Raw genomic sequence first — 13,698 nt, forward strand, 5'->3', positions numbered from 1 at the left:
CTTCCGATCCGACGGTGACTCGTCCGTCGCCGGCGAACATCCACCGGATTCCATCCCGCGAATCCACCGCGGACGCAACCACCGCGTGGGTTTTTCACCGTCGAGACCGGACTGGCGACCGTGCAAGAGTACGAGCGCAAACAGCTCCTGGAACGCATCGGCCGGGAGGGAGCCACCGTGGGCGCGACGATCCCCGAGCGCATCGAGATCCAGGGGGAGACGATCGACCTGCGGGAGTTCGTCTTCGAGATCAAGCGCCGCGACACCGTCCCCGCGGGCGAGCGCGAGCGCGTCGAGCAGGCGAAGACGAACCTCCGCCGCGAGCGCAAGGAGCGCAAGGAGCGCATCGAGGACGGCGACATCTCGCGCGAGGAGGGCGAGCGGCTGGCCGAGGCGATCGTCGGCATCGACCGCGCGCTCAACGCCCTGGAGAACCTCGGCCCGACGAACCTCGAAGCGGAGATCGAGGCCCAGGAGACAGCCGACAAGAAGCGCTGGATGAACTTCCTCAAGAAGGCGCTGGGCAACGACCAGGACAGCCAGGGGAGCCACCGGTCGGGGTCGCCATGAGCCGCAACGACGAGATCGCCGACCGCCTCGAGGAGTTCGCCGACCGCCTCGAGGCGAAGGGCGTCGAGTACAAGCCCCGCGCCTACCGACGCGCCGCCGAGAACGTCCGGGCGTTCCCCGGCGACGTGGCCGGCCTCGCCGAGGACGACGGGGAGGCCGCCGTCGGCGAGATCGAGGGCGTCGGCGACGCCATCTCCGCGAAGGTCGTCGAGTACGTCGAAACCGGCGAGATCGAGGAGCTGGAGGAACTGCGGGCGGAGATGCCGGTCGACGTCGAGGCGCTCACCCGCGTCGAGGGCGTCGGCCCGAAGACCGTCGGGAGCCTCTACGAGGCGCTGGGCGTCGAGACGCTCGACGACCTGGAGGCCGCCGCCGAGGCCGGCGAGATCCGCGATGTCAGCGGGTTCGGCGCGAAGACGGAGGAGAACATCCTGGAGAACGTCCAGTTCGCCCGCGAGGCGACCGAGCGCGAGTCGCTGGGCGAGGCGCGCCCCCGCGGCGAGAGCGTCGTCTCGTACCTCGACGGGCAGCCGGGCGTCGAGCGGGTCGACCTCGCGGGGTCGCTGCGCCGCTGGAAGGAGACCATCGGCGACGTGGACGTGCTCGTGGGGAGCGCCGAGCCAGAGCGGGTCGTCGAGGCGTTCACCGACTGGCCCGAGGCCGACACCGTCATCGAGGCGGGCGACCAGAAGGCCAGCGTCCGCTCGGACGAGCTTCGCGTCGACCTCCGGGTGGTCGACCCCGGCGAGTTCGGGAGCGCCCTGCAGTACTTCACCGGGAGCAAGGACCACAACGTCAAGCTCCGGAACGTCGCCATCGAGGCCGACCTGAAGATGAACGAGTACGGCGTCTTCGACGTGAGTGGCGTCGAGGACCCCGACGCCGACCAGCGGGCGGGCGAACGCGTCGCCGGGGAGACCGAGGAGGGGATGTACGAGGCGCTGGATCTACCGTGGATGCCTCCCGAACTCCGCGAGAACTGGGGGGAGATCGAGGCCGCACGGGAGGGCGACCTGCCGGATCTGGTCACCGTCGAGGACGTGTGCGGGGACCTGCACACCCACACGGGCTGGTCGGACGGCGACCACACGGTCGGGGAGATGGCCGCGGGCGCCGCCGAGTTCGGCCACGACTACGTCGCGATCACCGACCACGCCACCGGACCCGGGATGGTCGGCGGCGTCGGCGTCCCCGACGACGAACTCCGCGAGCAACTCGACGAGGTGCGAGCGGTCGCCGACGAGGCCGACATCGCGGTGTTCTCCGGCGTCGAGGCCAACATCGGGGCGGACGGGTCGGTCTCGGTGGCCGACGACCTGCTCGCGGACCTGGACGTGGTCGTCGCCTCCCCCCACTCCGGGCTGGACGGCGACGGCACCGACCGGCTGATCGCGGCGGCCGAACATCCCGAGGTCGACATCATCGGCCACCCGACCGGCCGGTACATCAACCAGCGGTCGGGGCTGGACCTGGACGTCGAGCGGCTGGCGTCGGCCGCGGCCGAGCACGACACCGCGCTGGAGGTCAACGCGAACCCGGCGCGGCTGGACCTGGGCGGCGGCGCGGTGAAAGCCGCCGTCGAGGCGGGGGCGACTATCGCGGTCGACACCGACGCACACCGGCCGGAGAGCTACGGACTCGTCCGCTACGGCGTCCACACGGCCCGCCGGGGCTGGGCCGAACAGACCGACGTACTCAATACGCGAGGCGTCGAAGGCCTGCGCGAGTTCCTCGAATGACCGGCGACGACTCCGACACCGACCGCGGGGCCGAGGGCACAACGGGCGCCGTCGTTGCGGGCGACGGCGGGACCGACGAGGCGACCGACGGCGGCGGAATCGACGGCGCGGCCGACGATGAGACGATCCCGCCGGAGCCGGCGGTGGAGACGGCGCTGTTGCTCGACACCATGCTCGGCAAGCTGGCGACGTACCTGCGGATGTGCGGGTACGACGCCGCCTACGCGGGCGAGCGCGGCATCGAGGCCGACGACGACGTGCTGGCGCTGGCCCACACCGAGGGCCGGGTGCTGGTCACCCGCGACCGCGAGCTAGCGGCCCGCGCCGAGCGGTCGCAACTGCTCTCCACGCGGGAGGTCACCGAGCAGTTGCGCGAGCTCCGGCGCTCGGGGTTCGACCTCGAACTGTCCGACGAGCCCGCGCGCTGTTCGGCGTGCAACGGCCCGCTCGAACGCGTCGACCGGACCGAGCCGACGCCCGACTACGCGCCCGAGACCCACGAGGAGACCGTCTGGCGCTGTCGAAACTGCGGCCAGCACTTCTGGAAGGGCAGCCACTGGGACGACGTGGCCGGCACGCTCGACGACCTCTGAGCGGTCGGGGTCGGGCCGCGTCCGGCAAGCAACACGGATTAATAACCCGGTGAACTACCCTCGGGCGAATGACGCTATCGGACGAGGCCCGCGAGCGACTCGCGGACGTGGTGGCGCTCCAGCCGACGAAAAACGCCGAGCTGCAGGCCCAGTGGGACATGGACAGCGGGAGCGACGTCCACCAGTACCTCGAATCCGAGCTGAAAGACTACTACTACCGCAACGAGGACAGCCTCATCTGCGCGACGCCCGAGGCCAACCGCCTCGTCGGCGACGACGTGGAGGGCGAGATCGACGAACAGGTCGTCACGGTCCCCGCGCTGCAGGCGGCGACCATCGACGTACTCCCCGACCACGACGACGAGCCCCAGAGCGTCGTCGCGACGCTGCACGACCTCCGGGCGGCCGGCCGCGACCCCGAGGTCGACGAGGTGCGCTCGGCGCTGCGGTCGCTCGCCGAGAAGGGCGTCGTCGAGCGCGTCCAGAAGACCGTCCCGACCTACCGGCTGGCCGTCGAGCGCGACGCGCTGGAGGTCCAGCGGCTCGACGACGACTGACTGACTCTAGAACCAGCTTTCGCCGACCGTCAGGAAGCCGCGGAGATCGCCCTCCGCGTAGTAGGAGGCGATCTCGTCGAGGGCGCCGGCGATCCGCTTCGCCGAGTGAGTCTGGTCCGGCAGGTACAACACCGCATGGTAGTCGTCGTCCGCGAAGTCGTCCCGGAAGTCGTCGTCGTAGGTGACGACCACGAACTCGCGTTCGCGCGAGAACGCCGCGAGGTCGCTGTCGGGATCCCCCTTGCTCAGTTCGCCGCTCAGGTCGACGTGTACCACCTCGTGGTCGCGGTTCCGGAGCCGATGGACCACCTCGTGTTCGAGGTTCTCGTCGAGGAGGTATCTCGTTCCGGCTTTTCGAGGGTCTCGGACTCCGCGGCGACCGTCTCCCTGTGGTCCTCGACCGCCTGCATCTCCTCGGGGTTCCGGTGGTAGTACGCGAGCGCCTCGTACACGTCCGCGAGGTCGAGATTCAACCGCTCCGCGACGGTCTCGGGGCGGAGTCCGCGCCCCTCGACCCGCTCGTGAACGTGGAGGACCGTCACCCGGCTCCCCTCGATGTGGGGTTCGTCGTGGATCTCCGAGTCGTCGCCGGAGACGATCCGATGCTTCGTCACTGCCATACCAACCCTTGGAGCAGCGACCGCAAAAAACCCGCGCCGGCCGGGCCAGGTACCCCCTCGAATCGACCGCTCACCGGCGCAAACCTCGGGATCACCGTTCGATAGGTCATGGCCTCTCGTCAAGCTCGGGCCGCTGTCGCCGCCGCTGGCGGTCCAATAGCCGCTTGATCCCCTTGCCGGGACCGCCGGAGACGGGCCAGCCCTTCGAGCGCCACGCCGGCGGTTCCGGTTCGAACTCCGGACAGGAGCCCGAGCACTCGCCGGCCGTCGGGTGACACTCCTTCGCGCCACAGCGGGGCAGAAAGCCCGCATCGGTGTCGGTCAGCCGGAAGTGTCGGCAGTCGGGGCGCATCGTGTCGGCGTAGGCCCGCCACCCGCGGCCGTAGGCCCGCTCGGCGAGTTCGAGCCGCTTGTCGGCCTTCCACTCGGAGTCGGCGTACTCGAAGCGGGCGGCGGAGGCGTCGCGGTCGCCGCCCGACGGCCGTTCGAGAATTCTGGTCCCGGGCTCGTCGACCGCCAGCGTCCGGGGATGCCACGAGACTTCGGCGTCGCCCGTCGCGTCGACCGTGAGGACGCCGGCCTCGACGGGCACGTCCTCGACCAGCGCCGGCTCGACGGTTTCGCCCGTCTCGGTCGTCGCCACCCACACCTCGTCGGCCAGGGCGAGCGCCACGTCGCGTTCGAGCTGCGGCCCGAGTTCGCGGGCGGCGCTGGCGTCGAGATCCGGCTTGTTCTCGACGGCGACGACCTGTTCGACCCAGTCGGGGTAGGCCCACCTGCGGCGGATCTCGACGCGGTTGTTCGACCGGCGGCGACGCTCGATCACCCCCCGGTCGGCCGCCCGGTGGACCGCCTCGCGGACGTACCGCCAGGGGTACCCGGGATCCGGCAGCGCGTCGCGGTACCAGGCCCACTCGGCGGGGGCGTTACGCACGACGTGCAACAGGTCCGAGTCGAGTTCCCCGAGCCCGAAGTTCGCCCGCCGGGCCAGTCCCTCCGGGTCGCACTCGACGACGACGGTGTCCCAGCGGCGTCGCTTGGTCCCGATCTGTCGGGCGACGATCGTCGGCCGGTCGTTCCCGTTCCCGGCCCCGGTTCCGGTCGCACTCCCCGCGGGCGGCCACTCCCGTTCGGCCCACTGACAGACCGCCAGCTCGAAGACGAACTCGGACTGGCCGGGCACGCCGTCGTCGACCCCACTCACAGTTGCCACAGACGGATCGGACGTATAAATGCCCCGTGAACGGGTGCAGCACTCTCGGACGCCGAGGAAGACGTATCGTCCCAAAGTAATTTATACTCTGTCATTCTGTAAGGGCCTGTATGTCGACACAGATCGTAGACAGGTCCGCATTCAATACGGGATCGCTCGGCAAACAGGTGGCGCTTGCGGTCGTCACGCTGGGGCTGTACATGGTCTACTGGATGTACAGCACGGCCAAACAGCTGGACCAGGGGACGGACGCGAGTTTCTCGCCCATCCTCGCGATCGTTCCCTTCTACGGCCAGTGGAAGGTCGCCGACGCGGCCGAGGCGGTGACCGACCAGAGCGGCGGCCTGCTGTTCGTCCTGTTCCTGTTTCTCGGTCCGGCGGCCTGGTACCTGATCCAGACCGGTATCAACGACGTCGCATCCGGTGCCTGAACGGTCGCGCCGCTTGACGGCGACCGAGCGACGGGCGGACACCGCCCGATGCGACTGTCGGCCTGTCGGCAGGCCCGCGACCGGGCCACGCGGTCGCCGGTCGCTACTCCTCGTCGTCGTCCTCCTCTAACTTCTCGTCGAGGAACTCGTGGGCCTCCTCGAGGATCTCGCGGGGGCCGTCCTGGGTGACGGTGTTGATGGCCTGTTCGTAGTCGCGCCACTGGAGGTCACGGTGCTCGTGGGAGAGCTCCGCCGACGCCTCGAACGACCGGGCGATGAACAGGTGTACGGTCTTGTGGATGGTGTTGCCGTTGGCTTCGAACACGTAGTCGTAGTCCTCTCGGAAGCCGTCCAAGAGCCGGAAGTCGCCGATCCCGGCCTCCTCTTTCACTTCGCGGATGGCGGTCTGCTGGAGCTCCTCGTCGCCCTCGACGCCCCCTTTCGGGAACTCCCAGTCGCCCGGGCGACTCTTCAGGAGGAGGTACTCCCGCCGGCCACGCGTGTCGCGAAAGAGGATGGCTCCCGCGCTCGTGGCCTCTATCATTGCCAGTAGGTACTCTATCACTCCTTAAGTGAATATCGGAGCATCGCCGCGGTGACCACTCGCCGACTCGACACGACGCGGCGGCAAGCGCATGGCTTATCCCGACTCCCGGCGACCGAGTGGGTATGCCCTTCGTCACGAAGCTCACGTTCACGAGCGGGGACCGCCGGCTCCTCGACGACGTCGTCGACGGGGTCAAGGCCGCCGCCGAGCGCAAGGGCGTCGAGCTGAAAGGGCCCCATCCCCAGCCGCCGACCGACCACCGCGTGCCCCAGAGCAAGCGGCTGGCCGCCGACGGCGGCGAGTTCGAGCCCTGGCAGTACACCGCCTACACCCGGACCGTCGAGATCCATGGCCACGACGAGTTCGCCCGCTCGGTCGCCGGCGACGACTACCCCGACCGCATCCACGTCGAAGCCGAGATCGAACAGGTCCGCTGAGTTCGAGATGGTCGGATCGATTCTCCGAGAGTCGCGATTACAGTGACTCTCACCGCCGCGGGGGTCACCATCGACCGTACTGGCGTCACAAGCAGCGTGAAAGCCCCGGCCGTCTGCACTCCCACGGCTCGCTGCGCGCTTCCCTCGCTCCGCTCGGTCCAGTGCTTGCGTCGCCGGGGTTCGTGCAGACGGCCGCCCCTTTCATTCCCACCCGCACAGACCGTCGAACCGGCCGAAACGGGTTGGGACTTCCACGCTGTTCGCGGCGGCGGACCGAGTCGAGCCGGTACTGATCTCGATTTTCACGCCTGATCGCCGAAACCCACACCTTCCCGGGGCGCCCACAGTCGCCCATGAGTCAGCCGAGTCGCGAGCGCCTGGTCGAGCTACGCCGGGAGTTCCACCGCAAACCCGAACCCGCCTGGCGGGAGTTCTGGACGACCGCGCGGATCGTCGACGAACTCGAATCGCTGGACACCGACGAGATACTAGTCGGTCCCGAGGTGCTCGCGGACGGTGAACGCATTGCCGTCCCCGACGACGAAGAGCTCCAGCGGTGGTACCGGCAGGCCGAAGAAGCGGGCGCGAACCCCGAGACGCTGGAGCGACTGCGCGGCGGCTACACGGGCGCCGCGGCGACACTCGAACGCGGGGACGGCCCGACGGTCGCCCTGCGGGTTGACATCGACGGGCTGCCCCGGGAAGAGTCGACCGACGACGAGCACCTCCCCGCCCGCGAGGGATTCCGCTCGGAACACGAGGGCGCGATGCACGCCTGTGGCCACGACGCCCACGCGACCATCGGGCTCGGCGTCCTGGAGGCGGTCGCCGAGAGTGACTTCGAGGGGACGTTGAAGGTCCTCTTCCAGCCCGCCGAGGAGTCCATCGGCGGCGGGAAGCCGATGGCCGAGAGCGGCCTGCTCGACGACGTCGACTACCTGCTCGCCGTCCACATCGGGCTCGACCACCCGACCGGCGAGGTGGTCGCGGGCATCGGAGGGTTCCTGGCGGTCCACCAGTTCCGTGCCGACTTCGCGGGCGAGTCGGCCCACGCCGGTGGAGAGCCGGGCGCGGGGCGCAACGCCGTCCAGGCGATGGCCGCCGCGGTCGGGAATCTCTACGCGATCCCGCGCCACGGGGACGGCGTCACCCGGGTCAACGCCGGGAAGGTCGGCGGCGGGACCGCGACGAACGTGATCCCCGAGGAAGCCCACATCGAGGGCGAAGTCCGCGGCGAGACGACGGAACTCATGGAGTACATGCGCGAGCGCGCCCGCTCGGTCCTCGAGGGTGCGGCGACGATGCACGACTGCGAGGTCGACGTGACCCGGGAAGGCGAGGCACCGGGCGCCGAGAGCGACCCCGCCGTCGTCGACGTGGTCGAGACGGTCGCGGGCCGGACCGACGGCGTCGACTCGGTGGTGCGGAACGACGACCTCGGCGGGAGCGAGGACGCGACCGTCCTGATGAACCGCGTCCAGGAGCGGGGCGGGCGGGCCGCGTACGTCGGCGTCGGCACCGACCACCCCGGCGGCCACCACACCGCCACCTTCGACGTGGACGAGGACTCGCTGGTCGTCGGCGTCGACGTGCTGTCCGAGACGATCCGGGCGCTGGCGCGCGACCGTCCCTGAGCGGCTACCGTCTCCACGGGAAGCCCTCTCGGACGGACCGTCCCCCCGATCGGAGGCTCACGTGAGTACCTGGCTGGCTGTCGCCGGCGCGACCGACAGCGACCGGTCAGGCCGCGGGTCCGCGCCAGCGGTAGAGGACGGTACCGCTCCCGCTTCCGGACTCGACCCACGAGACGGTCACCGCTGTCCGCGAGAGGTCGAGCTGGCTCGCGGCCGGCGGGCAGACTGTCCCGACGGTGACCTGCGCCTGCGAGCCGGCGGCGACCGTCGACCCGGAGACGCCCAGCTCCGACAGGCCGTAGCGGTCGGTGACCGAGCCGGCGCCCCGACAGCCCGCGCTCGCGACGTGGACTTTCACGTTCTCCCGGGCCAGCACGTCGCCGCCGGTGAACTCGACGGTGAGTTCGTGACCGCCGCTGTCGACGGCGAACTCCCCCTCTATCGCGACGGTCGGCGTCCCCGACAGCGACCCCTCGAACCCCATGAAGAACGTCGCCGCCGTCGCCGCCAGCAACACGGTGATCGCGACCATCAGGATGACCCCGATGACCGGCGAAACAGCTCTCGACGAGTCGAAGCCTGTCATGGTTTCCTTCCCCACGCGCGCCTGAACGCTACCCGGACGCCCCTTCGGGACGGCGCCCCAGCCGCCGCCCACTCTCCGTCCGGACCGGTCCCCACCGCGCGTACCGACCAATATATCGGCGAATACATATAAATATTTGTCAAGATCTGTCCGGTACTCACCGACTCCCCTCGGGTCGCGCGGCTCGCCGGTCGACAGTTCCGTCGGCAGCGTACGGGGAAGCGGATGAGGCGAACGGGGGCGAGGATACGACGGTGCGAATTTGCGGGCGGAGGTGCGATGGTGCGAACGCGGCGGCGCGGCCGCTCAGTACTTGGGGTCGGCGCCGGTCGTCTCGTACACGTCGTCGAGGATCTCGTCGCGGCGGATCTGCCAGTCGGCGAAGCCCTCGCGGCTGTCGGGGTAGTCCTCGTAGTGGTCGAGGACCCGCTCGGCCAGCTGTTTCGTCTCGTAGAGGTCGTAGATGGTGCCCCAGTGGCCGACCGACTTGACCGCGGTCTTGAGCTTGAGCCAGAGGCCGATGTCGGTCTCGCCGGCGTAGAGCCCCTCGGCGATCTTCTCGGCGGGCAGGGCCGCCAGCATCCCCATCAGGTCGTCGATGTCGTATGCGGTCACGAAGATGTTGTACACGTCCAGCGTGGCGAAGCGGGCGCCGAAGTGGTCCATCACCCGCTTGTTGTACTCCCAGAGGCTGTCCTCGCCCACGTCGCCGTCCTCGATGGCGGCGACCGCCTGCTCGCCGGCGTACTGCCCGGAGTAGGCGGCGCCGCCGATGCCGCCGCCGGTCGTCGGGTTCACGAGCCCGGCGGCGTCACCGGCCGCAATAAAGCCCGGCGCGACCGCCGAGTCGTAGGGCCGTCGCGTCGGCAGGGCGGCGCCGAGCTTGTCCTCGACGGTGGCGCCGTCGAACTCCTCGCGGTTCCGCAGGTCCCGTTTGAGGTCCTCGACGAGGTGCATCGGCTCCTCGTTCATCTGGAAGCCCAGCCCGGCGTTGATCTCGGTGTCGGTCCGCGGGAAGTACCACAGGTACCCCGCCGCGCGCTCGGTCGGCTTGAAGACGAGGGCGTCGTCCCACTCGACGGGCTCGTCGACCGTCACGACCTCGCGGTACGCCGAGCAGAACTGGCTGTAGCTGACGTTCGTATCGAAGGTCGTCCCGTCGAAGTCGACGTTGTCCTGGAGGATCGACAGCGCGCCCGCGCCGTCGATGACCATCTCGGCCTCGTAGTCGACGGGGTCGCCCTCCCGCATCGCGCGGACGCCCGTGACCGTCCCGTCGTCGGCCTGGGTCACGTCCTTGACGAGCGTGTCGAAGTGGATCTCGGCGCCGGCGTCGCGCGCGCCCTCGATGACCGCCTTGCCGTACTCCCAGCGGTCGATGACGGCGAGCTCCCCGGGGACGGGAATCTCCAGCACGGTGTCCTCCTGTGGGATCTCGAAGCGGCCGTGGTCGACGCCGGTGTTTGTCATCGCGGGTTCGATCTGCGATTTCGGGATCGCGTCGGGGAAGGAGCTGGCCCCCTTGAGAGCGTCGCCACAGGCGATGTGCCCCCCCTCCTCCTCCGGTTTGCGCTCGAGGAGCGCGACGTCGTAGCCCTCACGGGCGACGGTCGCCGCGGCGTAACAGCCGGCGGTCCCCGCCCCGACGACGACGACATCGTACTCGCGTGTAGTCATGGTCCATCTTTCGCGGGGCGGGGGAGAAAACTCTTTACCAACCGTCTTTTTGCCACCGGGGTCCCTCGGTGGCTGCGCCCCCTGCAGAAACCCGGGTGGCAACGACGTGGACGAAACCACCCTCAGAGTGATCGCTGACGGCCCCTCGGTCGCGGACCGTCGTCGCGGAATCGCTAGCGGGCGTCGGGGAACCGGAGCGAGACGGTGCTGCCGTCCTCGTCGACGTCGAACAACAGGTCGGCCCCGCAGCGGTCGGCGACCCAGGAGACGATCCACAGGCCGATGCCGCTGCTGTGGGACAGCGGGGTCTCCTCCCGGCGACGGATCACCGACCGCTCGTGCTCTGAGATGCCGGGGCCGTCGTCGCTGACGCGGATCTCCGCGCCGTCGGCGCCACGGGCGACGGTCACGCGGACGGAGGGTTCAGCGGCGTCGTTGTGTTCGACGGCGTTCTCGACGAGGCACTCGACGGCCGACTCGACGCCCGACCCCGTCTCGACGGTGCAGGCCTCGGCGCCGTCGACGGTGTAGGTCGCGTCGGGGTAGCGGTCGCGGACCCGCTCGACGACCCGCTCGGCGACGACACGCAGGTCGTAGGTGGCTGTCTCGTCCGTCCGGTCGACCAGATCCTCGATGGTCCGGGCCTTCTCGCTGAGTCCGATCAGTTCGTCGCTGGCCTCGACGATGCGGTCGACGCGGGCGGCGTCGTCGCCCGTCGCCGACTCGGCGATCAGGTCGGCGTTGCCGCGGATCGTCGTCAGCTTGTTGCGGATGTTGTGCCGCAGCACCCGTGAGAGGATCTGCCGGAGCAGGTCAAGCTCGGCCTCCCGCTCCTCCAGCTCGCGCTCGCGGCGCTTGATCGGCGTGATGTCCCTGAGGACGACCACTCGGGCGACGGTGCGGCCGCCCTCGACGACCGGCGACACCGTCACCGAAAACGAGTGGGTCTCGCCGTCGACCGCCTCGCTGACGACCGCCGACCCCGACGACCGGGCGGCGGTCGCGGCCCCGTCGCCGGCAGTCGTCGATAGCCCGTCACCGGTCGGTGGGCCGTCGGTGTCCGGTTGGCCGTCGCCAGCCGGTGGGCCGTCGTCGGCCACCGGTCCGGCGCTGTCGGCCGCGGTCGTCCCGCCGTCGGGCGCGGACACCCCGGCCAGCGACGGGAGGTACCGGTCGACGGGGTCGCCGGCGTACGAGCGGGGGATGTCGAACTGCGTGCGGGCGGCCCGGTTGCAGTCGACGACGCGGTCCTCGTCGTCGAGCGTCACGACGGCGTCCTGCATCTCGGCCATCGCGACCTGGCGGGCGACGGGGACGATGTCGAGAAACTCCGCGCGGTACAGCGCCCACGACAGCAGGAGGCCGCTGCCGACGAGGCCGAACGGCGTCAGGTCGTGGACCGTCGGGACCGGGCCGAACAGCGTGGCGAGGTTCGCGACCACGGGCGGGAGCACCGCGACCGAGAGCACGGCGGTCTGGCGGCGCCGGAGCCCGCTCGACCGCGACCACTCGACGACGAGCAACCCGGTCCCGACGACGATCAGCCCGTAGTTGACGGCGGTCTGGACCCAGAACCACGGCCCGTACGCGACGACCGGGACCGTCCCCCGGACGGTCGTCGCCGGCCCGAAGACGAGGCCGTGGGTGCCGTTGGTCACCACCAGCAGGAGTTCGATCAGCACGTACGCGACGGCGGTGGCCGCGACGGTCCGCGACAGCGACAGCCGGCCGGTCACCTCCGCGGCGACGAGGAACCAGCCGACCGAGATGATCGACGCCGCCGAGAGCCTGAGCGTCCACAGCCCCATCGACGGGGCGAACCCGGTCACGAAGTAGTTGACCCCCTGGCTCAGCGGCCACAGCGAGATTCCCAGGACGGCCAGCGCGAACCCCGTGCTCCCCGGCTTGTCCGGGCGTCGGATCGGCTCGCGCAACAGGACGAGTAGCCCGACCCCCGTCAGGAGGTACGCGACTCCCACGACGGCCGTCACCGACACCATTCCCCGACCGTTGTACGGGCGGCTACAAAACTCGTCCGGTCAGTTCAACGGCTACGGGGCGTCTGGCCGCGGATCGCGGGACCGCCTGACTGCGGCGGGACCGCTCGCCCGTTCACCAGTCGACCGAGAGAGTGCCGTCGCCGTTCGGGTCGGGCGCGATCTCCTCGTCGGTACGGCGGTCGACGACGTGGATGACCCCGCGGTCCTTCTTCGCGGGGCAGGCCTCCGCCGCGCGGACGTTCTCGTCGAGGTCGTCCTCGCCGATGAAGTACGCCCGCGGTTTGGCGATCCCCGTCGATATGTCCAGCTTCCAGTTGTCCGAGACCTCCGCGCACTTCCCGGCGCCGAAGCACTTGTTCGCCTCGAAGATGATCTTGTACGGCTTCTCCTCGACGGGGGGCGCGTCGCGCTCGCCGATCGTGGCCGGGTCGACGGGACCGTCCTCTGCCATACGGTCCGATCGGCGGCGACGGACCTTTCGTCTGTCGCTTCGGGCGAGTCTTCGACCGGCCGCCGGACGCCGGCTGCCGGGCGGCGCCCGGATACGGAGCCGACTCCCGGGACGGGTCCCCCACCGGCTATAAGACGCGGGCGGACCCACCACGAGACATGACGTACCTGGTGCCCTTCGACGGGTCGGCGCTGGCCGAGGCGGCCCTGGGGCGGGCGGCGGAGTTCGCCGAACTCACCGACGAGGAGGTCGTCGCGCTGATCGTGATCCCGCTCGACGAACGGGAGTTCGCCGTCGAGCGCGGCTGGATCGACGAGAGCGAGCGCTACGACCCCGACGAGATCGAGTCGGCGCTGGAGGCGAAGATCCGCGCCGTCGCCCCCGACGCGACCGTCCGCTGCGAGCGCCCCGAGGACGTGAGTTCGGTCGCCTCGGTCACGACCGACGTGGTCCGGACGATCCGCTCGGTCGCGCAGGAGGTCGACGCCGAGATCGTCTTCATCGGCAGCGAGAACGCCGGCCGCGTCTCGACGCCCGTCTCCAGCGTCGGCGCGCCGGTCTCCGAGGACCCCCGCTACGACGTGCACATCGTCCGCCACGTCGACGACGCCGACACGGACTGACCGACAGCGCGGCCCGGCCC

At 70.1% G+C, this 13,698-nt stretch carries 16 protein-coding genes; 8 read left to right on the plus strand and 8 right to left on the minus strand.

Features of this window, described 5'->3' with window-relative positions; translation table 11 throughout:
- Positions 1-120: 120 nt before the first annotated feature.
- The 4 genes from ACMGFG_RS07475 to ACMGFG_RS07490 all read left to right on the plus strand — a co-directional run bounded on the left by ACMGFG_RS07475 (position 121) and on the right by ACMGFG_RS07490 (position 3,459).
- Positions 121-570, plus strand: coding sequence for a DUF5788 family protein (locus ACMGFG_RS07475; protein WP_436929711.1), 450 nt, complete (start codon positions 121-123; stop codon positions 568-570).
- Positions 567-2,309 (plus strand): DNA polymerase/3'-5' exonuclease PolX, encoded by a 1,743-nt coding sequence (gene polX / locus ACMGFG_RS07480; protein ID WP_436929712.1) that lies wholly within the window; start codon positions 567-569, stop codon positions 2,307-2,309. Before ACMGFG_RS07475 ends, polX begins: the two co-directional genes overlap by 4 nt.
- Positions 2,306-2,902: a Mut7-C RNAse domain-containing protein gene (locus ACMGFG_RS07485; RefSeq protein ID WP_436929713.1), complete on the plus strand. Its 597-nt coding sequence runs from the start codon at positions 2,306-2,308 to the stop codon at positions 2,900-2,902. Before polX ends, ACMGFG_RS07485 begins: the two co-directional genes overlap by 4 nt.
- Positions 2,903-2,970: 68 nt before the next feature.
- On the plus strand, positions 2,971-3,459 hold the full coding sequence (locus tag ACMGFG_RS07490) for a DUF5797 family protein (protein WP_436929714.1): 489 nt from the start codon (positions 2,971-2,973) through the stop codon (positions 3,457-3,459).
- A 6-nt stretch (positions 3,460-3,465) separates the two neighbouring features.
- Here ACMGFG_RS07490 and ACMGFG_RS07495 read toward each other — a convergent pair whose 3' ends face one another.
- The 3 genes from ACMGFG_RS07495 to ACMGFG_RS07505 form a co-directional block, all read right to left on the minus strand.
- Positions 3,466-3,768 carry a DUF5615 family PIN-like protein gene (locus ACMGFG_RS07495; RefSeq protein WP_436929715.1) on the minus strand — a complete coding sequence of 101 codons (303 nt, stop codon included), beginning with the start codon at positions 3,766-3,768 and terminating at the stop codon, positions 3,466-3,468.
- Positions 3,717-4,079, minus strand: a complete 363-nt coding sequence (locus ACMGFG_RS07500; RefSeq protein WP_436929716.1) for a DUF433 domain-containing protein — start codon at positions 4,077-4,079, stop codon at positions 3,717-3,719. Before ACMGFG_RS07500 ends, ACMGFG_RS07495 begins: the two co-directional genes overlap by 52 nt.
- A gap of 106 nt (positions 4,080-4,185) precedes the next feature.
- A complete protein-coding gene (locus ACMGFG_RS07505) occupies positions 4,186-5,283 on the minus strand; it encodes a DUF5787 family protein (RefSeq protein ID WP_436929717.1) in 1,098 nt (365 codons plus the stop codon).
- Between the two features lie 119 nt (positions 5,284-5,402).
- Between ACMGFG_RS07505 and ACMGFG_RS07510 the strand changes: the two genes are divergently transcribed.
- Positions 5,403-5,723, plus strand: coding sequence for a DUF4234 domain-containing protein (locus tag ACMGFG_RS07510; protein ID WP_436929718.1), 321 nt, complete (start codon positions 5,403-5,405; stop codon positions 5,721-5,723).
- 103 nt (positions 5,724-5,826) lie between these two features.
- Here the strand turns inward: ACMGFG_RS07510 and ACMGFG_RS07515 are convergent, their stop codons facing one another.
- The gene (locus tag ACMGFG_RS07515) at positions 5,827-6,267 is read right to left on the minus strand and encodes a bis(5'-nucleosyl)-tetraphosphatase (protein WP_436929719.1); all 441 of its coding nucleotides are present in this window, start codon (positions 6,265-6,267) and stop codon (positions 5,827-5,829) included.
- Between the two features lie 125 nt (positions 6,268-6,392).
- On the opposite strand from ACMGFG_RS07515, the gene ACMGFG_RS07520 reads away from it, so the two are divergent.
- Complete coding sequence (locus ACMGFG_RS07520; RefSeq protein ID WP_135362846.1) at positions 6,393-6,707, plus strand: uS10/mL48 family ribosomal protein; 315 nt, start codon at positions 6,393-6,395, stop codon at positions 6,705-6,707.
- A gap of 353 nt (positions 6,708-7,060) precedes the next feature.
- Positions 7,061-8,341 carry an amidohydrolase gene (locus ACMGFG_RS07525; protein ID WP_436929720.1) on the plus strand — a complete coding sequence of 427 codons (1,281 nt, stop codon included), beginning with the start codon at positions 7,061-7,063 and terminating at the stop codon, positions 8,339-8,341.
- Positions 8,342-8,447: 106 nt separating this feature from the next.
- Here the strand turns inward: ACMGFG_RS07525 and ACMGFG_RS07530 are convergent, their stop codons facing one another.
- The 4 genes from ACMGFG_RS07530 to ACMGFG_RS07545 all read right to left on the minus strand — a co-directional run bounded on the left by ACMGFG_RS07530 (position 8,448) and on the right by ACMGFG_RS07545 (position 13,055).
- Complete coding sequence (locus tag ACMGFG_RS07530) at positions 8,448-8,927, minus strand: archaellin/type IV pilin N-terminal domain-containing protein (protein WP_436929721.1); 480 nt, start codon at positions 8,925-8,927, stop codon at positions 8,448-8,450.
- A gap of 306 nt (positions 8,928-9,233) precedes the next feature.
- Positions 9,234-10,604 carry a geranylgeranyl reductase family protein gene (locus ACMGFG_RS07535; protein WP_436929722.1) on the minus strand — a complete coding sequence of 457 codons (1,371 nt, stop codon included), beginning with the start codon at positions 10,602-10,604 and terminating at the stop codon, positions 9,234-9,236.
- Positions 10,605-10,777: 173 nt separating this feature from the next.
- Positions 10,778-12,604, minus strand: a complete 1,827-nt coding sequence (locus ACMGFG_RS07540) for a sensor histidine kinase (protein WP_436929723.1) — start codon at positions 12,602-12,604, stop codon at positions 10,778-10,780.
- A gap of 112 nt (positions 12,605-12,716) precedes the next feature.
- Positions 12,717-13,055 (minus strand): ferredoxin, encoded by a 339-nt coding sequence (locus ACMGFG_RS07545; RefSeq protein WP_436929724.1) that lies wholly within the window; start codon positions 13,053-13,055, stop codon positions 12,717-12,719.
- A gap of 158 nt (positions 13,056-13,213) precedes the next feature.
- Here ACMGFG_RS07545 and ACMGFG_RS07550 point away from each other — a divergent pair, with 158 nt between their 5' ends.
- Positions 13,214-13,678: a universal stress protein gene (locus tag ACMGFG_RS07550; RefSeq protein ID WP_436929725.1), complete on the plus strand. Its 465-nt coding sequence runs from the start codon at positions 13,214-13,216 to the stop codon at positions 13,676-13,678.
- Positions 13,679-13,698: the final 20 nt, after the last annotated feature.

Source organism: Halosimplex halobium, from assembly GCF_051414055.1.
In the GTDB taxonomy this organism is placed as follows: domain Archaea; phylum Halobacteriota; class Halobacteria; order Halobacteriales; family Haloarculaceae; genus Halosimplex; species Halosimplex halobium.